The sequence below is a fragment of the Pseudodesulfovibrio thermohalotolerans genome (assembly GCF_021353295.2).
GTDB classification, from domain to species: Bacteria; Desulfobacterota; Desulfovibrionia; order Desulfovibrionales; family Desulfovibrionaceae; genus Pseudodesulfovibrio; species Pseudodesulfovibrio thermohalotolerans.
Map to the genome: position 1 here is coordinate 1,415,092 of NZ_CP120635.1, position 20,196 is coordinate 1,435,287.

The following is a 20,196-nucleotide window of genomic DNA, read 5'->3' on the forward strand; positions in this document are numbered from 1 at the left end:
TTCTATTCCCCCGCCGTTTTTTTTGCGAGCACGACGCAAGCAGCTGTCGTGCCCACCGCAGGCGACAGTGAGAGGGATGGTGGCTTTGACTCTAACTCAAGGGATGGTAGGTTCTGCCTGGGATATTCCCACAGACTATGCTTCGGGAAATAGTACCGCCCAGTGGTCCAACAAAGCGAATTCATTTGTGTGGAGATTGGATATCGGAGTTTTAAGACTTCATACAAAATATTAAATTGCGTGAGCTGCTATAGCTAGAAGGAGAGTTGCCTCCATCATAACTGAGCTGACATGCCATGTTAGGGGGAGCAATAGCGTGGATTTTTATCCGTTCGGTCCATAGGTGCTTCATCGGTAATCCCCAATTAGTGGCGGGCACTTCGAATAACCGTAAGAAGGCAGTCAAGTTTAAGCTGACCGTGTTAGGCTTCGCCCCTTCGTCATTGCGTTCCTTGATGACTTCGGCAATATGCTTGCTTCGGATAGGGGGGGACGCTGTTATGACCTACCCTCACCGGATTCGCCGCGGTGTACGCCTACTTTATAACCAAGCCTGTGCGACCAATACGTAGGGGCTCCCGGATTCCCGTCCCAGATTCCCTTCCTTTGTTCGTCGTGATGAAGACGCTCCCCTGACAATGGTAGCTCGTGCCTGCTCCTGATTGTTTTTTCGGGGTGGAGCCTTCGTTAACCCGTTCTTAACCCCGCTGCCTGTTAGTGATCGAGGCATGAAGGTTGGGCTGAGGAGTTTTTTCCGGGCAACGATGCTTATTTCATCAATTTTCAGGGAGCGATAATACCAATGAAAATGACACAACGTGGGGCGGTTCTGTCCCTTTTAATTATTTCCGTCCTGTTCGCCCTCGGCGGCTGCAACAGTGAAACCAAGGCTGAAGCCAAGGCGGCACCGCAGCATACGCCCACCGTGGACGTCGTTACGGTGGAGGCGACCCCCTACAGCAAAGTAACCGAGTTGCCGGGCCGCATTTCTTCGGTCAGGAACGCCGAGGTCAAGGCCCGTGTGGCCGGTATACTGCTGTCGCGTGATTTCGAGGAAGGCAGCTTCGTGGAGAAGGGGCAGGTCCTGTTTCACATCGACCCGGCTCCCTACATGGCGGCCCTGGCCCAGGCCAAAGCCGATCAGGCCAAGGCCAACGCGAGCATGGTCGATTACGAGGCTACCCTCAATCGCTATGATCCCCTTCTCAAGACCGGGGTGATCAGCCAGCAGGACTATGATACCGCCGCTGCCAACTACAAGGTCGCCAAGGCGCAGAAGGAAGCATCGGAGGCCGCGGTCAGGACCGCGTCCCTGGATTTGAGCTACGCCACGGTCGAGGCCCCAATTTCCGGCAAGATCGGTGCGGCTTACGTCACCGAAGGCGCCTTGGTCGGCAAGAACGAGGCCACTGCCCTTGCTAAGATCCAGCAGCTTGATCCCGTTTACGCGGACATCAACCAGCCCGTGTCCGAATACCTGCAAGTGCGGGCCGCCATGAATGCGGGCAAGGATTCCGGCAAGAAGCCCGAGGTCTCGGTTCACATCGAGAATGTGAACTACACGGTCAAGGGCCGCCTTCTCTTTTCCGATGTGACCGTGGATGAAAAGACCGGCCAGGTTTCCCTGCGTTGCGAGTTCCCGAACAAGGACGGCATGCTGTTGCCCGGGATGTTCACCCGCATCCAGATCAAGATGCCCGCTGACGGCACCACCATCTATCTTCCGCAGCGGGCAGTCAGCATGTCCCAGGTGGGCGGCGCCAACGTCTTCGTGCTCGACGAGCAGAATACGGTGCAGATCCGTCCGGTCCGGACCGGCGGGATGCGAGGAAACATGTGGCAGATCGTGGAAGGCCTCCAGGCAGGCGAACGAGTGATCACCAACGGTACCAACATGCTCGAACCGGGTATGAAGGTTGCGCCGCGACAGGACGCACCCGCCGAGGTTGCGGCTCAGTAGCGTCCCTCCTTTCTGAAGCAAGTATAATCAAGAAGATGTGAAGCATATGTCAGATTTTTTTATCAACAGACCCAACTTTGCCTGGGTCGTGGCCATTTTCATATCCCTGGCGGGTATCCTGGCCATACCATCCATGCCCATGGAAAAGTACCCCTCGGTAGCGCCGCCGCAAATCTCCATCCAATTGGTGTATCCCGGCGCCTCGGCCCAGACCTTGACCGACACCGTCGTGAGCCAGATCGAAGAGGAGCTCAACGGCGCCAAGGGGTTGCTGTATTACGAATCAACCAGCTACTCCAACGGAACGGCTGAAATCACGGTCACATTCGAGCCCGGAACCGATCCTGACTTTGCTCAGGTCGACGTGCAGAACCGGCTCTCCAACGCCGAGTCCAGCCTGCCGCAGGCGGTGGTTGACCAAGGCATCGGAGTGGAGCAGACCAGCGCGGGCTTCCTCATGGTCTATGCCCTTACGTATACTGAGAATCACGGCCAGGACCCGCAGGCCCTGGCCGACCTGATGGCGCGCAACGTGAACAACGAAATCCGCCGCGTGGAAGGCGTCGGCAAGGTCCAGTTCTTCGCTGCGGAAAGCGCCATGCGCATCTGGGTGGACCCCCAGAAGCTGCTCAGCTACGGCTTGTCCATCAGCGACGTGAACCAGGCCATCACGGCCCAGAACGTCCAGGTCCCGGCAGGCAGCTTCGGCTCCCGACCCGGCAACCTGGACCAGGAACTGTCGGCCACCCTGCTTGTGCGCGGTATGTTGCAGACCCCCGAAGAGTTCGGGCGCATCATTCTCCATGCTGATGTGGACGGTTCCGTTGTCCATCTGTCCGATGTGGCGCTGGTCGAGGTGGGGCCGGAATCGTACAACTCCCAGTCCCGGCTCAATGGGCATGAGGCTGCCGCCGCAGCCGTGCAGCTTGCTCCGGGTGGCAACGCGCTCGGGACCGTTGAACGCGTCCGCGCCCGTCTCGATGAAATCCAGCAGACCCTGCCTGACGGGGTCAAGGTCGTCATCCCCCTCGATACGTCCAAGTTCGTCGACGTCGCCATTGAGAAGGTGGTCCATACTTTGGTCGAGGCCATTGTCCTGGTCTTTCTGGTCATGTTCCTGTTCCTGCAGAACTTCCGCTACACGCTCATTCCGTCCATCGTCGTTCCCGTCTGCCTGTTGGGGACCTTCGGCGTAATGTATGTCGTGGGCTTCTCCATCAACATGATGACCATGTTCGGCATGGTGCTGGCCATCGGCATCCTGGTGGACGACGCCATCGTCGTCGTGGAAAACGTGGAACGCATCATGGCGACGGAAGGGTTGCCGCCCAAGGAGGCGACCACCAAGGCCATGAAGCAGATATCCGGGGCCATCGTGGGCATCACCCTGGTACTGTCGGCGGTGTTCTTCCCCCTGGGATTCATGTCCGGCTCAGTCGGTGTCATTTATCGGCAGTTCGCCATCTCGGTGGCGGTCTCCATTCTGATTTCCGGCTTCCTGGCCCTCACCATGACTCCCGCTCTGTGCGCGACCATACTCAAGCCGATCGTCAAGGGCGACCATGACGCCACAAGCGGATTCTTCGGCTGGTTCAACCGCAAGTTCGACAGACTCGGTGACCGATACCAGGGACTCACTTCCCGGCTGGTCGGCAAGACCGGACGGATGATGCTCATATATCTTATTCTGGTCGCGGCGCTCGGCTACGTGTACATGCGCCTTCCCTCGGCATTCGTACCCAGCGAGGACCAGGGATACATGGTGTGCAGCGTCCAGCTGCCTCCGGGTGCCACCTATCCGCGGACTCTGGCCCAGGTGAAGAAGATCGAGAACTTCTTTGCCAACACGCCTGCCATTGAAAACGCTTTTACCGTTCTCGGCTTCAGCTTCTCGGGCCAGGGCCAGAACGCGGCAGCGGCGTTCCCCATGTTCAAGGATTGGTCCGAACGCGGGGAGGGCGAAGGCGCCACCGATATCATCCTCAAGGCTAACATGGCGTTCTCCGCCTTGGACGACGGTTTTGCGTTCGCCGTGAACCCCGCCCCCATCGATGGATTGGGCAACACCGGCGGTTTCTCACTGCGGCTGGAAGACCGGTCCGGCGTCGGCCGCGCCCTGCTTGGCCAGACGGCGGGCATGATCTTGGGTAAGGCCAACCAGTCCCCGGTCCTGGCATATGCCCGGCTCGACGGCCTGCCCGACGCGCCCCAGCTTCGGGTCGAGATAGACCGCGACAAGGCCCAGACCCTGGGGGTGAGCTTCGGCGACATCAAGACCGTCCTGGCGAGCGCTTTCGGTTCGGCCACGGTCAACGATTTCGCCAACAACGGCCGTATGCAGAACGTCGTGGTCCAGGCGGACGCCAAGTTCCGCCGCAGCCCGGAGAGCCTGGCCACCCTGTATGTTCCCAACGCCAACGGCGATCAGGTGCCGCTCACCTCGGTGGTCAACACCAAGTGGGAAATCGGCCCGGTTCAAGTCGTTCGCTACAATGGGTACCAGAGTTACAAACTAACCGGTAACGCCGCCCCGGGCTACAGTTCCGGCGAAGTCATGGGCGAGATGGAAAGAATTATGCAGGACTTGCCCAAGGGCATCAGTTATGAGTGGACCGAGCTCTCCTATCAGGAAAAGCAGTCCGGCTCTCAGGCTCCCATGCTCTTCACGCTGGCGCTGCTCGTGGTCTTCCTGCTGCTGGTCGCATTGTATGAAAGCTGGGCCATCCCGTTGTCGGTCATGCTCATTGTCCCCATCGGCGCTCTCGGGTCCGTCCTCATGGTCACGGCCCTCGACATGAGCAACGACGTGTACTTCAAGGTCGGCCTCATCACCATCATCGGTCTGGCATCCAAAAACGCCATTCTGATCGTGGAGTTCGCCAAGGACCTCTATGCACAGGGAATGGGGCTCAGGGAATCAGCCGCCGAGGCGGCTCGGCTGCGCTTCCGCCCCATCATCATGACCTCCATGGCCTTCATCCTGGGCGTCATCCCTCTGGCCATCGCCACCGGAGCCGGTGCCGCCAGTCAGCGGGCCATCGGCACGGGGGTTATCGGCGGCATGATCAGCGCTTCGGTACTCGGCATCATCTTCGCGCCGGTCTTCTTCGTGGGAGTGCTCTCTCTGGTAAGACGATTCCGGTCCGGGCGGAAGGCCGATACAGGCACTGAGTAGGTGCAGAGCAGCCTGCCTGAAGCTTAGGCTTTGTCAAAACGGCTTCGACGGGATAAGCTGGGTGCAGCGTCCCGTCGAAGCCACAAGATTTATGATATCAAGAGAAGACCATGAATATATATGCCCTATTGGTGGATGACGATCTCGACCTCGCCGCCTCGCTTATGGAATACCTGGAGTTGGAGGGGGTCACCTGTGACCATGCCGCCAATGGCGTGCACGGCCTGCAACTGGCGCGCGAAAACAAATATGACGTCATCCTGCTCGACGTCATGCTCCCCAAGCTCAACGGGCTCTCGGTCTGTTCCCGGTTGCGCCGCGACGGCTTCGACGTGCCGGTGTTGATGATCACCGCCCGGGATACCCTGACCGACAAGATCGAAGGCTTTGAGGTGGGGTCGGACGACTATTTGGTCAAACCTTTCGCTCTCAAGGAATTGCTGCTCCGAGTAAGAGCTTTGGCCAAACGGCGGAGTACCCAGCCCCGGCGGTTTGTGGTGGAAGACCTGGAGGTCGACACCGAACAGCACGAGGCCATCCGCGCCGGTGTCAGGCTGGCGCTTTCTCCCAAGGAGTGGGAGTTGCTGGAGTACATGGCAAAGATGAGCCCGAACGTTGTTTCCAGGGACGAAATGCAGCGGGCCATATGGGGAGAAGACCTGCCCGAGAGCAATAGTTTGAAGGTGCACATGCACAAGCTGAGACAGAAGGTGGACAAGCCGTTCCCCGTGCCCTTGATCCAAACCGTTCCGGGCGTGGGATTCGCCCTGAGGAAGCAATCTTGAAGTGTAGGCCAAGTCTAAAGAAATCCATCATTTTCTTCTTTGTGGTCACCTGCGTTGTCCTGGTGGCCGGCTATACGTTTTTTCTCAGCCATTACCTGACTCGCGGCTTGGAGCTCTTTGTCGAGTTTCGTCTGGAGGAGGCATCTACGAACTACCTCAAGGAGTATGCCGGCAACACCCTCACCCCCCTTCCCGGCGGAGGGCATATCACCGGCTACGACAGCTACGCTTCCCTGCCCGGGGATATTCGTGCCCAATTCGAAGAAACAAAGCTGAAGTCCAAGCCTTTCCTCTACGCGTACGCCAATAAGACCCATTACAATATTCACACGATGCAGCGGAAAGACGGCAAGACCATCTACATGGTTTACCGCTCCTTCGAAGGCGACTTCAGCCAGAGTTCCCATCAAAAATTCGATTTCTATTACTTTTATACGCCCGCCATCGGCGGTCTGCTGGCGATCGCCATGGTCCTTGTCCTGGCATTCTACCTTTTCAAGCGAATAGCCACGCCGGTGGAGTCCCTGAACGAATGGGCGTTGACTCTTTCCCCGGAGAATCTGGACCGGGAACCTGTCCGGTTCAAGTACGACGAGTTCAACAATGTCGCCGAACTGTTGCTCGCCACCTCCCGGCGTCTGATGGCCGGTGTGGACCGGGAAAAACGGTTCCAGAAGTACGCCAGCCATGAGTTGCGTACGCCCATCGCCGTCATCCAGAACAATCTTGAGTTGATGGAGTTGCAGGGCATAACCGAGGACAATCGGTTCAAGAGCTCCCATGCGCGTATGACCAAGGCGGTCCGCAACATGAAGAACCTGACCGTCGCCTTGCTGTGGCTGTCCAGGGAGACGGACGCCCCCATGCCGGAGGAAGACGTCGATCTGGACGCCTTCATCCACGAGATCATCGATGAGAATGCCTATCTGCTGGAAGGGAAGGCGACAACGCTGGCCACGGATTTGCAGCCCGTTACCCTGCGGGCTTCCCGGGTGCTGGCTCGGATTATCCTGACCAACCTCGTGCGTAACGCCTTCCAGCACTCATGCGATGGCGACGTCCGTATCAAAATCAGGCCGGGAGTCATTGAAGTCGCCAACCACGTCTATACGCCTTCTGGCGAATGCGAAACCGCAAACCCCGACGGGTATGGCCTGGGCCTGCAACTCAGCCAGCAACTCGTCCGTAAAATCGGTTGGGAAATCGATGTCACAGAGAAAGACGGCCAATTCCTCGTCCGCGTTCTCACTCAACCATGTGACATCGCCTAACGCCTCTCAGAATGAAAACGTGGGGCTGTTTCTCTCCCCAAATGCAAGTAGCATGGGGCAGCTTTTAGGGACCGGCTAGCCCATATTTTCTCGCTACCCGTGGTCCAGAGGAGTGGATTCACTTTGTTGGACCACCGAGTAGCATTTTTGAGTGGTACCCAGTTAGGGCTTTAGGTTCATTCGGCCCAAGTGTACTTTTGACTAAATAAATAGGTTTCTATGGACCCGTAGTCCTTGCAAATGGTCTTGGCTATTTTCCTTCAAGCACCTTGATAAATTCCGTGGTGTCCGGGATGTCGGCCATGGAGTTGGCATAATGGACAGCGCGGATAATGCCGGAAGTGTCAATGATCATCTGGGCTGGCATCCGACCCAGTTTGAGGAATTTGACTTCTTGGCCGTAGCGTTGAGGGACCGTGTGTTTCGGATCGGGCAGGCCGATGAAAGGCAGAGCTTCCTTTTCCCAGTATTTTTTGAAGTTTTGCCTCTTTTCCGGGCCAACGATCAGGACTTCAATGTTTTTTTCTTCCAATTTGTCTACTTCCTGGCGCAACTGCGCCATGTGCTTGCGGCAATACGGTCAGACAAAGCTTCTGTTGAAAACAAGTAGGACGTTCTTTTGTCCCTGGAATTGGGAGAGGGAGACCTCTTGCCCGTGGATGTCTGCCAGAGTGAAATCTGGCGCGGGTTCGTTAACGTTTATACGCATTTTTGTACTCCATTTGTTCGATATTGTTATATGTTTTAGATATGGACTAGGCTTGAGCAAGGCCACTTGCTGGTCTTGCTCAAGATAGTCCTATGCCTCGTAAAATAACAAATCTTGGTAAGAAAATATAAGCAGGGGGCTAGAGAAAGCGATCACCTTGGCCTCTGGGGCGGGTGATCGCTTTCGTGTTCTCAACAGTTGATTACTCGGCCAGCAGTTCCGGTTTGACGAAGTCTGTGATGTCGTTGCCGAAGTGAACGAACACCTCTTTTTCGCCCTTGACCGGAATCCAGTAGCCGTCCAGGTATCTGCCGGTTTGGTTGCTCAAGCTTCCTTTGCGTGTGGCCTGGCCGGATTTGAGCATTTTATTGCCCAGACAACCGGGACAGACGCGTTCGCTTGGGTATAGGGAATGGCATTTGATGCCAGTGGTGACACCTAGCTCTTCCGCTCGCTGGTTTACAGCCAGAATGTCGCGGCACGCATGGATAAGCAGTACGGGTTCGGGGTACAGTCCCCACATGGTGTCAAAAGCTTCCAAAACGGATTGATCTACGGATTTCATTTATTTCTCCTTTATATAGTTGATAGCTCAAATTTTCTGAAAACAATGGTTTGTTATCAAGAGGTAGATGTCGATGCCTCCTTAGGTTGCTGCCCAATAAAGCTCCAAAACAAAGGACATCACCACTGCATTGAAACCATAGACAGTCATGTAGGAAGGGATTTTACCGCGTAGCCCCGTTGCCAGCCTGAAAGACAAAATGAGTAGATAAAAAAGCCAAATGACAGCTGGAAAGAGTATCCGTGGCGAAGTCAGATCAATCATTCCATATTTGGCATCCTGAAGAGCTATGCCCATGAGGAGCCCCAGGCCCATCGCGACAAAGCCGAGGGTCAGGGAGACAAAAAGACTACGGTCCAGTTCATGGAGACTCCAGCGAAACTCCTCACCCAATCTGTACGCCTTGGTCTTAATCGCTCTTTCTCTCTTCAGATAGGCGTAGGCGATCACAGATGTGATTCCGAAAAGCAAATATCCCAGAGAACAAATAATAATATGAAGAAGCAAAAGTGCTGACATTGTTACTCCTCCCTTGTCGATTGGCTACGACGCTCGGCTAATCCTTTCACTGCATCAGAATTCCTGCCTTCGCTTCCCACTGCGGCTTTTTTTCGCAACCACAGTTTGTGCGCGATCTTGCCCAAAATGCCTGTCAGAAAAGCTGTACCAATAAAAACACCCATTACTTATTCCAGACTCCGCGAAGATGCCCTACAGCAGGTGGATTCTCTCCGTGGACGTGCATGATCTTCACGTATTTTTTCCAGCCGGGACAGACAGCGGTGTGCCAAATCCAGAGACGTCCGAGGAACGACGAAGGCGCCTGCTCCGCTCTCTTTCTGAACTTGCAGCTATCGCACGACATTCTGGGCCTATCATTTCCTTTTTTCATTATGAACTCCTTATGGGGAAAGCCGCACTCCGTAGCGGCAATGAGGAAACAGTACGCAAGTTAAACCGAAATTCTTCTCTGAGTTGCAACGAGATGTAACAAGTTGTTTCAGGCGCTCAGATACAATTGGATACAATTCGTTTCAGATGAGAAAAGTCTTGGACCATTGCCTGCGATACTCGAAAGCATACTTTGCACCCCAAAAAGGAGAAGCACATGAAAAGGATGCTGATTATCGGTATATTGGCTGGCGTTGCCATGCTCGGTGCCTGTACCAAATTTGCCGCGATGAAGGGGCCCTTCGATGGCAATGAAGTCAACGCTGCTTTTGTTGAGTATGTTGTGGATAAAGCCGACGACAGGCTTGATTTGACTGACGAGCAGTGTGATCAGTTCAGAGCTATGGTGGAAAAAATGGCCGCCAGAGCGCTTGATCAGCGTCCCGAAGTCGATGCGTTGCGCGAGAAAATGGCAGACGAAGTGCGCAAACCGCGACTCGACATGGATACGATGGAAGCTTTAATGAAAGAGCGTATGCAGCTCTTCCGCATTATCATGGAAGAAGAGAAGGATGACTTTGTCGCTTTTCATGCAAAGCTGTCGGATAGTCAAAGGGATGCTTTGGCACAACTGCTTCTCAATCATGGCAAGAAGGGGTGGCACAGCAGCCACTAACCAGCTATTATGGGAATTGCCTCGGTTAACGGGGCAATTCATTTTTACATCACGCGAGGACATGATGGCAGATACTATTTTGGTCATCGAAGACGACGCCGATCTACAGCAACTCCTGAAAGAATATCTTGCCGGGTTCGGTTATACCGTCCATACAGAAGGAGTGCCAGAGGTCGGCCTGGAAGCCTTCAAATCTCTTACTCCCGACTTGGTCATTCTGGATGTCATGCTCCCCGGAATGAACGGCTTCGAGGTCTGCCGCCGCATTCGCCAGGACTCCCAAATTCCGATCATCATGCTTACCGCACGCGGTGACGTCATGGACCGGGTGGCCGGACTGGAAATCGGAGCCGATGACTACTTGCCCAAACCGTTTGAACCTCGTGAACTCGTCGCCCGCATCCAATCCATACTGCGCCGCAGCCGGCAAGGTACGACGTCCGGAAGAGGGGAGTTCGGCTCACTTCGCATCGATTTCGATGGCCGTGCCGCGCTACTCAATGGGGAAGACATTGGCCTGACCACCAATGAATTCAATGCCCTTGCTGTTTTGGTCCGCACCCCTGGAAAGACGTTCAGCAGGGACGATCTCATGCAAGAGCTGCGAGGCCTGGACAGTGAATCCTTCAACCGCTCCATAGATATTACCATGAGCCGAATTCGCCAGAAACTCGGCGACGACCCCAAGCACCCTCAATACATTAAAACAGTATGGGGGACCGGCTATGTTTTTATCGGGCAAGGAAATGAAGATGGTTAGGGTTTGCCGCAAGATCAGACAATCCCTGTTCACCAAATTGGCCCTGGTGCTCATCATGGGGGTTGTCGCCATCAATGCGGTCACAATGCATCTCTACACCAACCAGAAACGTGAACACGACACCACGTTAAATCAGGGCTTGATGCAATATGCCCGTCATCTTGCCAAGCATGTTGGTACTCCGCCGGACAGGAACAAAGCGGAGGCTCTCACGCTCCAACGTCCGATGCGTATCACCTATGCGGGAAAACAATCATGGGTGGTAGGCGAGACGGAGAATCCGTTTCCAGAGAGATTTCTGGTGCCGCGCTTCACTCAAGATGGGATTGAAATACTAAATCTTCATGAGAATTACAGGCTGCGTGTCTCACTTGCCCCAAACGAGCATCTGACATTTGACCTATTTGCCACAGAAGCCGAACAGTCTGCGCTGCGGCAATTCGGGTTCTATTCTCTCATTGGCTCTTGCCTGATCATGCTGGCGGTCTATTTTGTGTTGAGGCACCTTCTTCGGCCTATTGAATGGTTGACGGAAGGGGCCAAGTCTGTCCGGGATGGAAAGCTTGATACTCGTGTGCAGACGCGAGGCTCCGGTCAACTTAGAGATCTGTGCGAGACCTTCAATCAGATGGCGACTCGACTGGAAGCCCTTGTGACAGGGCAACGGGATCTGCTGCTTGGAGTGAGCCATGAATTGCGAACCCCGCTCACCCGGCTCAAATTGCGATTCGAAATGATGGACACCGAAGTCGACACTTCATCCATTAAGCAAGATGTGCGGCAAATGGAATCCATGATCACCTCGTTGCTGGAAACTGCGAAGATGCATCATGGAGCCGATGGCATCCGGCTACAGTCGACGGATATGGCTCAACTTGTTGTTGATGTTGCGTACGGGTATCGAACCCGGCCTCCCGGGATTGTATCGGATGTCCCTGAAGAGCCAATCATGGCAACGGTCGATCCCGAAAAAATGGCGATGGCTTTAAACACTTTGTTGGACAACGCACTTAAGTATTCTGCCCCTGACAGTCCTCCTGTCGAAATATCGCTACGGGAAAGGAACGATGGGTTCAATATCATAATCAAAGATCACGGCATTGGCATCCCGGAAGAATCAATAGACCACCTTTTTGATCCTTTCTACAGAGTGGACGAATCGCGCACCCGTGCTACAGGCGGGTATGGGCTGGGGCTTTATCTATGCCAAACAATCATAAAAGCCCATAAAGCGCATATTGACGTTGAAAGTTCTTTGGGCGTGGGGACAACGTTCCGCGTAATCTTTCAATCGTGACGTGAGAAGTTATGCAAAAGTGGCTTGGGGTGAGAAAAAGGTTGACAGAAACTATAAGACCGGTCTAATTTTCTTTCCATGAAGCTGACTGCACGAGAAAAAATTATTGCTACCGGAGTTGAGATGGTTGGTCTCAACGGTTTTAACGCAACTGGTGTCGACTCTGTCTTGAAAGCTGCCGGAGTCCCCAAGGGGTCATTTTATCACCACTTTGGTACCAAGGAAAATTTTGGCATGGAGGTTATCAACCTCTTCGCCGAAAGCTATGAACAAAAGCTTAAGTCTTATCTGGGTGATGAATCTGTCCAGCCTCTTGATCGCATTCGTAACTATATGGAGCACAGCGTAGAGCACCTTGCCGAGAAAAATTTCACCCAGGGGTGCCTTATTGGCAATCTTGGGCAAGAGTTGGCAGATCAAAATGAGCGTTTCAGGGATAGATTGGCCGAAGTTTTCGCCGATTGGATGGCAATGTTCACTGATTGTCTTGGAGAGGCTCAAGAAGCCGGAGCATTAAATCCAGAACTTGATCCTGAGGCTGTGGCCAGCTTCCTTCTGTCCGGATGGGAGGGAGCGATTTTGCGGGCAAAGGTTATGCGCTCTTCCAAGCCGTTGCGTCATTATGTGGATACTCTGTTTGCAACAGTTTTGGTGGAATAATTTTTTTTATCAACAAACTATAAGACCGGTCTAATTGCATGTCTGTCGAAGATCAGAGAAATTTAAGCCGGAACGAGGTGAATATGAAAACGTTAGGTTGGATTGGACTTGGTCAAATGGGCTCAATCATGTCGGCGAACCTGATCAAGGCGGGGCATGCTGTCAACGTCTTCAACAGAACGCCGCGGAAGGCGGAGCCGTTGGCTGAACTGGGTGCCAGGGTCATGGCGTCACCCAAGGACGTTGTTGAAAATTCGGATGTCACGTTTCTGATGCTGACGAATGCGGCGGCGATCAAGGATGTTTTGAACGCTGAAGATGGCGTGCTTGCTGGCGTGAGCCAGGGGCGCACCATCATCGACATGAGCACCATCGCCCCCGAAGACTCTGAGTCGTTCGCACGATTGGTCGAAGCCAATGGCGGGCGATATCTTGATGCTCCGGTTTCCGGCTCGACAGGAGCTGCCGTTATCTCCGGGTTGGTTATTCTCGCTGGGGCCAAGGAGCCGGAACTCACTGAATTCATGCCATTGTTCGATGCTCTTGGGAAAAAGGTAATTCCCTTTGGTTCGATCGGAAAAGGGAGTGCGGCAAAATTGGTTATCAATCTTTTGCTCGCTATCTCTTGTCAGGCGATCGGCGAAACCATGCTCTTTTCGGAGAAACTTGGGTTGGACCGGGAGTCCGTCATGGAATTGATTTCCAACTCAGGCATGAACACCCCCATGTTCCAGACCAAGAAGGACATGTTCCGCACCCAGGAGTTCCCTTCACAGTTCATGCTGGAACTCATGGCTAAAGACCTTGGCCTCATAACTAACGCGATCAACGCCGTCGGGATGCAATTGTCATTGTCTCAGATCGCAGACTCAACTTTTGCGGAAGCACGTGACAACGGCAAAGGCAAAATGGATTTGGCCGCCATCTACCTTGAACTCAAAGAGAAAAATTCCGGCAACGCGTAGTCGTCTGCCTAGAAGTGTCTCAAAACAAATAATCTGCGTGAACAGCGCATAAAAACTTCCAAAAGGAGTCATCCATGGAAAGCATCATCTGGCCCGAGGAGTATACTCCCGGCTTTACCGACAACTATTGTTCCAATGAAGTCATCATCGCAGGACTCTCCGTTGCCGATGTCTGGCCGTTTCTGAACAACACCGACAACTGGCCGACATACTACAATAACGTCGCGGACATCCGTTTTTATGACGGCTTCGGTCCCGAATTGAGTCCCGGCGCACGTTTTCACTTCTCGACCTTCGGCTTTCCTATTGAAGCGGAAGTAACCGAGTATGTTCCTGCCGCAGATGGCAAGCCCGCAAGACTGGCGTGGCATGGCTGGGCAGAGGGCGATGAGGAAACCCGTCTCGACGTCATTCACGCCTGGCTGTTGGAAGATCTGGATCAGGGGCGTGTTCGTGTCCTGACCCAAGAATCACAAATCGGCAGGCCCGCTCAAGAACTGGCCACGACCAAGCCCAACCCGATGATCAATGGACATCAGGATTGGTTGGACGGCTTGATCGATGCCGCAAAGGCGGTGAAGGGGTTGTAGACCATCATGTATCCCAACTGCCTGAAAATCATAGGGCGTATAATTGTAGCGGCAGCATGCGTCCTTCTTTTTACCGTTCATGCGCAAGCAGCAAATCCCCTTGGAGGTTCCAATATGAACAAAGATTCTAAGAAAACAGTGTTAATGGTCGTTACCAGTGCGGACCGCCTTCTGAATGGAAGAGAAACCGGTGTATGGCTTGAGGAGTTCGCCGTACCGTATGAACTCCTGACAAAGGCTGGATTCAGTGTTGTGGTTGCAAGCCCCAATGGAGGGGCAATCCCCCTCGATCCTCACAGCCTTGATGATGCATCCAAAGCCAAATGGACCGAAGCGCAGAAGATTCTCACGAATTCTAAACCGCTTACGAGTGTGAAGTCCAAGGATTTCATTGCGGTCTTTTTGCCTGGCGGTCACGGCACAATGATCGATTTTCCCGGCAATGCCGAGTTGAAGCGCGTGCTGCATGACTTCTCCAAGGAAGGCAAGGTGATCGCCGCAGTCTGCCATGGTCCTGCCGGACTGGTTGGCGCAAAGGGTGCGGACGGTTCTCCGCTCGTATCCGGCAAAAGGTTTACCTCCTTTACAGATGCGGAAGAGAAGGCTGTCGGCCTGGATAAAGTTGTTCCCTTTTTGCTGGAAACCAAGCTGCGAGAAGAAGGGGCCGATTTCGTCGTGGGTGATAATTGGGCATCGCATGTAGAGGTGGATGGCAACCTTGTCACAGGGCAGAACCCCGCCTCCAGTGCCGGAGTCGCTCAAGCTATCATTAAATTACTCAATTAGCCTACATCAGCAATGGTTTAACGGTTGAAGCCCCACTATTTGTACTCTCCACAGGAGCTATAGCCATGAAACAAACGCAAAGCCTCACCGGGCGTCGTGTCATCATGAAGATGATGTTCGCATCTGTCCTGGGAGCAATGATACATCCTCCCGCAAAAGCCTTTGCCGCACTGCGGCAGTGGTGGACGCCAACGCCTGCCATGGACGCCATGACGGCAATCCGTACCCGGAGGAGCGTACGAGCATATACTGACGAAGATGTCTCAGATGCACAGGTCAAGGAACTGCTCGGAGCAGCCATGAGCGCGCCGAGTGCTGGCAATGAGCAGCCATGGGAATTTGTGGTCATCCGAGACAAGGACACCCTGGCAAAAGTTGGGGGACTTAATCGGTTTGCCGGTTACGCCAAGAATGCACCTGTCTGCATACTTGTCTGCGGGAATCTGGATCATGACAAATATGGTGGATATTGGTTTGAGGATGTTTCCGCTGCTACGCAAAATATCCTACTGGCGGCCCATGCAATGGGACTCGGAGCCGTTTGGACCGGTATCTATCCCATGGAGGATCGGATTCTCGGCTTTCGCAAGCTGGTGGGGGCACCAAAGAACATAGTTCCCTTGGCGCTGGTTGTCATTGGACACCCCAAAAACAGTCCGAAACCAATTGATCGATTTACTGAGAAAAAAGTCCATCAAGAGCGGTGGTCGGCATAGCTCGCCCGACTGCATGAATACAATACAGTAAGGAATTACACATGAAAAAGATATTTGAAGAGATAAACATTGGTCCCCTCACGCTGAAAAATCGTCTGGTTCGTAGTGCAACGTGGGAAGGCATGGCCACGGAAGACGGGCACATGACCGAGCCTCTGTTCAAGACCTACGAGCAACTCGTAAAAGGTGGAGTTGGTCTAATTATTACAGGGTATAGCTATGTTCTTGAAGAAGAGCATCCCAACCCTAACATGATGGGTATCTATGACGATGCCTTTGTTGATGAGTACAAGCCCCTGACTTCCATGGTTCATGATCATGGCGGCAAGATCGTCATGCAGATCGTCTATGGCGGCAGTTGTACGACCCGTTCGGCTGAAGGTCGGGTCATCTGGAGCCCTTCCGGTGTAACGGATTTGGCCACAGGAGTGACACCCACAGAAATGACCAGGGAAAACATACGCACCGTGGTGCAGGCCTTCGGCGATGCCGCTGTGCGGGCAAAATCCGCAGGTTTCGACGGCGTGCAGTTTCACGGAGCCCACGGCTACCTGCTCAGCCAGTTCATGACGCCGTATTACAATCGTCGTACCGACGAGTACGGCGGCAGTTTGGAGAACCGTGCGCGAATTTTTCTGGAAGTCTACGACGAAGTGCGAAGCCGTGTCGGAGAAGGTTATCCAGTCATGATCAAAATCAATGGTGAAGACTACATCGACGGGGGCGTGACCCTTGCCGACAGCATGCAACTCACCAAGATGCTGGATGAAAGAGGCATCGATGCCATTGAAGTCAGCGGAGGCGTGGCCAGCGCTGGCAAGAATATTCCGCCCCGACCGAAAATCAATTCCCCGGAGAAGGAAGCCTACCACATTGCCAACGCAGCCCAGATCGCAAAGGAAATCGAAGTGCCGGTTATGGTCGTTGTCGGAGGCCGTACTCCGGATGTAATCGAAAAGTCCCTGAATGAGAGCGAAATTGCGTGCTTCTCTCTTGCAAGACCTCTTGTGTCTGAACCCGATTTACCCAATCGTTGGCTTTCCGGGGACAAGGCCAAGGCTCGTTGCATCTCCTGCAACGGATGCCTCAGCCAAATCGAAGGGGAACCTTGGTGTGTGCTGGATAGAAGGGGGGAGCAACGCTCCTAGCTTACGATGATAATAGGCTGCTTGGAATTTTGACATTAAGTGTAGTGGTTCATACTTGATCTGACAGTCTGTCCCTTTTGACGGGCCGTAATTGTCAGATTAGCTTAGCTTTGAAACGTATTCCGTCCAGAGCTGCTTCCCTTCTACCATAGTTGCTATGGGCGTCCTCCCGCAACACATTTCCCCTTGATGCGTCCGTTCCGTGTTGTATTCGGCAATCCATGCGTCAAGATCAGCCTACAGAGAGTCCAATGAGGTGTAGAGGGTTCGCCGAAATGCGACCTGATAAAACTCATTGTGTATAGTCTTGTGAAAGCGTTCGCAGATGCCGTTGGTTTGCGGATGTCTGGCCTTCGTTTTCGTATGCTCGATGCCGCACACGCCAAGGAAAAGCTCGTAATCATGCTTTTACACTCTGCCGCAGTATTCCTATCCGTCAATATCCGCAGGATGCCCATGCCTTGCTCTTCGAAAAACGGCAGAACTTTGTCATTGAGCATGTCTGCGGCAGTGATCGGCGTCTTGGTCCTGTACAGCTTGGCCGCTGCCCATTTTGAATACGTGTCGACGAAGGTTTGCTGGTAAATGCGGCCAACGCCTTTGATCGTGCCCACGTAGAACGAGTCCTGGCTTCCGAGATACCCAGGATGCTCAGTCTCGATCTCGCCGTGGGCGAGATCATCGTCTTTCTTTTTCTCAAGTGCTTGCACCTGGGCTTCGGTCAAAATCATCCCCGACCCTGCGGAGAGTTTTTCGAGTGCCTGCAACCGCGGCTTGAAATTGTGCAAATCATGACGAAGCCAGATCGACCGTACGCCGGAAGGCGAGACAAACGTTCCGAGTTTGCGGAGTTCATTGCTGGCTCTGGTCTGTCCGTAGGCGGGAAAGTCGACAGCATAGGCAACAACGGCATCTTCGATGGCCGGATCAACTCTGTTCTTCAGATTCAGTTTGCGCCGGTTCTTGTCGAGCAAAGCTTCAATACCACCGTCTTCTTTGGCAGCTTGGTATCGATAAAAGGTGTCCCGAGAAAAGCCCATGAGCTTACAGGCTTTCGAAACGTTGCCGAGTTCTTCCGCTAGATTGAGAAGGCCGACCTTGTGTTTTATGACGTTGTGATTGAAACTGGAAATGAGGTTCTCCTTGAGCAATGGGCTCAGTTTGATGGTCTTCAACATTTCCATCAAAAGGGAGAACCTCTCGTTTTTCAAGAGGAACTGTCAGATCAAATCGAAACTACTTCAATTAATGTTCGATCTCGCAATCAAGATGCTCACCCTGGGCGTTGTCAACATCTTCGACTACACCCCGGAGCTGACGTACTCCGACGCTTGCAATACGCTTCACGACAACCTTTTCGGGAACGTCGGCTCCTTCAACAATGTCATTGATGCGGTTGATGACATTTGCCGCATCGTGACCGGCAGGTATTTCGACGAGTCGTCTGGTGACGGTTTCGAATCATCCTCGCACGTTCTGCAATCAACGCACCGCATATCTCGGATTCCGGCGACCCACCGTAACAATCTATGGATGCGTTTACGATTGCGATCTGAACGCATTTGTCAATGCGTTCAGGACAAACAGAATCTTCTACTGGCCGTGCCAGGAGGACTGATAGTTGCTCCCCCCCCCCCCCCCCGCTGATAGGGGCGGTAAGAAGCCAGAGTGAAGGTGGGCGAGTATCCTTTTTTGATCCTTGCCCTTCTTTTTTTGTCCTTTTTCCCTTTAATTTCTTTCCTACAAGGCTATTTCCCCCGGCCTAAAAGTGGCGATCTGCAGTCAGCAGGTGGTATGATCATGGAAACAGATTGACTGGTCGGTAGACCAAAGGAGGCACTATCAATGTAGAAGTTACGAAGCATGCTTATTCCCGTATGCAAGAACGCAACGTCGTTGCACCTACCGCCCTGGCATGTGTTGCCATAGGCGAGAAAAGTCCTGGACGGCTGGGCGCTACTAGGCACTATCTCTTAGGGTACACGGCAGTGACAGTGCCGTGCGAAAACGGATTGAGGATCGTGACCGTCTACAATGGTCGACCTCACGACAACATCGGAGCGGCACACGAGCCGCGTCGCAGAACACGCGATCCGACCTGCTCCGTGACGTGATTTGACGGAGTGAATTTTCCTCCATGGCTCCCCGAGTGGCTCGGGGCGACCGAACCAACGTTGCTCACAAGTGGGAACACCACCCGCCAGGGAACACAACCCGACGAGCGAGATATATCTTGATTTTAGGCCCCTTGATGGGGGCCTTTCCTTCTTTTTTGAAGCGAGTTTCCAATGAGCGAAAGCGAGAAACCGACAATGGCGGCGATATCATCAGCGCCGCACAAATTGTGGTAATCCGGTATGCGGTCTGGTCCGAACTCTATGAGTTCTTCGGCGACTTACGGGAGAAGAAAGCAAATCACAACATGACATCCCCCGCTCGCATGTTCGCTAATATGCAATTGACGGGTGGCTTGTTTGCCGATATTTATAAAAGTTCAGTTTCTTAAGAGGGTAAATAATTATGATAGCTTTTGTTACCGGCGCAAGTAAGGGGATCGGCGCAGCTACTGCCGTGAAGCTTGCCGAAGCTGGTTTTGATATTTGGTTGAACTACCGAAGTGATACTTCGGAAGCCCAAAAAGTCGCAGAGCAGATAGTGGGGTTGGGGCGTCAATGCACCTTGCTACAGTTTGATGTAACTGCCCATGAGGCTGTAGAAAATACTCTTGCTCCGATGCTGGAGCAGGAAGTCCCCTTTGCCCTCGTCAACAATGCCGGATTCGCTAAAGACGGGCTGATGATGCTCATGAGTCCTGCGGCTTGGGAAGATGTGTTGCGGGTGCACCTGAATGGTTTTTTTTACGTGACCCAAGCTGTGGTCACGAAGATGTTGCGCAAGCGCCAGGGGCGCATCGTCAATATTGCCTCTACCTCAGGCGAGACGGGCGTTCCCGGCCAGACGAACTACTCGGCGGCGAAGGCCGGACTCATCGGCGCGACCAGATCGCTTGCCATGGAAGTCGCCAAACGAAACATTCTCGTCAATGCCGTCGCTCCCGGCTTCATTGACACCGCCATGCTCGATGGCCTGCCCAAAGAGGAAATCGTTGGTCGAATTCCGTTGGGCCGGGTGGGTAGGCCCGACGAAGTGGCCGATGTAGTGACCTTTTTGTGTTCGCCCCAGGCTACGTACATCACGGGTCAGGTTCTTTCCGTCAATGGTGGTATCTACACCTAACTTCA

18 protein-coding genes and 1 pseudogene are annotated in these 20,196 nt (G+C 53.6%); 15 read left to right on the plus strand and 4 right to left on the minus strand.

Annotated features, from left to right (window positions below; translation table 11 throughout):
* The first annotated feature begins 802 nt into the window (after positions 1–802).
* The 4 genes from LF599_RS06610 (at position 803) to LF599_RS06625 (ending at position 7,191) form a co-directional block, all read left to right on the plus strand.
* Positions 803–1,960 (plus strand): efflux RND transporter periplasmic adaptor subunit, encoded by a 1,158-nt coding sequence (locus tag LF599_RS06610; RefSeq protein ID WP_279522735.1) that lies wholly within the window; start codon positions 803–805, stop codon positions 1,958–1,960.
* Between the two features lie 46 nt (positions 1,961–2,006).
* Positions 2,007–5,135 carry an efflux RND transporter permease subunit gene (locus LF599_RS06615; protein WP_279522736.1) on the plus strand — a complete coding sequence of 1,043 codons (3,129 nt, stop codon included), beginning with the start codon at positions 2,007–2,009 and terminating at the stop codon, positions 5,133–5,135.
* Positions 5,136–5,245: 110 nt separating this feature from the next.
* Complete coding sequence (locus LF599_RS06620; RefSeq protein WP_279522737.1) at positions 5,246–5,920, plus strand: response regulator transcription factor; 675 nt, start codon at positions 5,246–5,248, stop codon at positions 5,918–5,920.
* The gene (locus tag LF599_RS06625) at positions 5,917–7,191 is read left to right on the plus strand and encodes a sensor histidine kinase (protein ID WP_279522738.1); all 1,275 of its coding nucleotides are present in this window, start codon (positions 5,917–5,919) and stop codon (positions 7,189–7,191) included. The genes LF599_RS06620 and LF599_RS06625 overlap by 4 nt, the downstream gene beginning before the upstream one ends.
* Before the next feature lie 250 nt (positions 7,192–7,441).
* Here the strand turns inward: LF599_RS06625 and LF599_RS06630 are convergent, their stop codons facing one another.
* The 3 genes from LF599_RS06630 to ccsA form a co-directional block, all read right to left on the minus strand.
* The gene (locus LF599_RS06630; RefSeq protein ID WP_279523082.1) at positions 7,442–7,900 is read right to left on the minus strand and encodes a peroxiredoxin family protein; all 459 of its coding nucleotides are present in this window, start codon (positions 7,898–7,900) and stop codon (positions 7,442–7,444) included.
* A 202-nt stretch (positions 7,901–8,102) separates the two neighbouring features.
* Complete coding sequence (locus LF599_RS06635) at positions 8,103–8,465, minus strand: hypothetical protein (RefSeq protein ID WP_269941246.1); 363 nt, start codon at positions 8,463–8,465, stop codon at positions 8,103–8,105.
* 81 nt (positions 8,466–8,546) lie between these two features.
* Positions 8,547–8,984 carry a cytochrome c biogenesis protein CcsA gene (gene ccsA / locus LF599_RS06640; RefSeq protein ID WP_279522739.1) on the minus strand — a complete coding sequence of 146 codons (438 nt, stop codon included), beginning with the start codon at positions 8,982–8,984 and terminating at the stop codon, positions 8,547–8,549.
* Positions 8,985–9,573: 589 nt separating this feature from the next.
* Between ccsA and LF599_RS06645 the strand changes: the two genes are divergently transcribed.
* From LF599_RS06645 to LF599_RS06685, 9 genes are all read left to right on the plus strand, one after another.
* Complete coding sequence (locus tag LF599_RS06645; protein ID WP_269941244.1) at positions 9,574–10,032, plus strand: Spy/CpxP family protein refolding chaperone; 459 nt, start codon at positions 9,574–9,576, stop codon at positions 10,030–10,032.
* 61 nt (positions 10,033–10,093) lie between these two features.
* Positions 10,094–10,792, plus strand: a complete 699-nt coding sequence (locus tag LF599_RS06650; protein ID WP_279522740.1) for a response regulator transcription factor — start codon at positions 10,094–10,096, stop codon at positions 10,790–10,792.
* Positions 10,758–12,089 carry a sensor histidine kinase gene (locus LF599_RS06655; RefSeq protein ID WP_279522741.1) on the plus strand — a complete coding sequence of 444 codons (1,332 nt, stop codon included), beginning with the start codon at positions 10,758–10,760 and terminating at the stop codon, positions 12,087–12,089. The genes LF599_RS06650 and LF599_RS06655 overlap by 35 nt, the downstream gene beginning before the upstream one ends.
* 78 nt (positions 12,090–12,167) lie before the next feature.
* The gene (locus LF599_RS06660; protein WP_269941240.1) at positions 12,168–12,749 is read left to right on the plus strand and encodes a TetR/AcrR family transcriptional regulator; all 582 of its coding nucleotides are present in this window, start codon (positions 12,168–12,170) and stop codon (positions 12,747–12,749) included.
* A gap of 38 nt (positions 12,750–12,787) precedes the next feature.
* A complete protein-coding gene (locus LF599_RS06665) occupies positions 12,788–13,714 on the plus strand; it encodes an NAD(P)-dependent oxidoreductase (protein WP_279522742.1) in 927 nt (308 codons plus the stop codon).
* Positions 13,715–13,788: 74 nt separating this feature from the next.
* A complete protein-coding gene (locus LF599_RS06670; protein WP_269941237.1) occupies positions 13,789–14,304 on the plus strand; it encodes an SRPBCC domain-containing protein in 516 nt (171 codons plus the stop codon).
* A 114-nt stretch (positions 14,305–14,418) separates the two neighbouring features.
* Entirely contained in the window at positions 14,419–15,090 is a 672-nt protein-coding gene (locus LF599_RS06675; protein ID WP_279522743.1) for a type 1 glutamine amidotransferase domain-containing protein, read from the plus strand.
* A gap of 65 nt (positions 15,091–15,155) precedes the next feature.
* Positions 15,156–15,806 carry a nitroreductase family protein gene (locus LF599_RS06680; RefSeq protein WP_319023434.1) on the plus strand — a complete coding sequence of 217 codons (651 nt, stop codon included), beginning with the start codon at positions 15,156–15,158 and terminating at the stop codon, positions 15,804–15,806.
* 41 nt (positions 15,807–15,847) lie between these two features.
* Positions 15,848–16,954 (plus strand): NADH:flavin oxidoreductase, encoded by a 1,107-nt coding sequence (locus LF599_RS06685; RefSeq protein ID WP_279522744.1) that lies wholly within the window; start codon positions 15,848–15,850, stop codon positions 16,952–16,954.
* Positions 16,955–17,053: 99 nt separating this feature from the next.
* Here the strand turns inward: LF599_RS06685 and LF599_RS06690 are convergent.
* A pseudogene (locus LF599_RS06690) lies at positions 17,054–18,132 on the minus strand (IS481 family transposase).
* A 1,055-nt stretch (positions 18,133–19,187) separates the two neighbouring features.
* Between LF599_RS06690 and LF599_RS06695 the strand changes: the two are divergent.
* Entirely contained in the window at positions 19,188–19,460 is a 273-nt protein-coding gene (locus LF599_RS06695; protein ID WP_279522745.1) for a hypothetical protein, read from the plus strand.
* 14 nt (positions 19,461–19,474) lie between these two features.
* Positions 19,475–20,191 (plus strand): 3-oxoacyl-ACP reductase FabG, encoded by a 717-nt coding sequence (fabG, locus tag LF599_RS06700; protein WP_279522746.1) that lies wholly within the window; start codon positions 19,475–19,477, stop codon positions 20,189–20,191.
* The last annotated feature ends 5 nt before the right edge of the window (positions 20,192–20,196 follow it).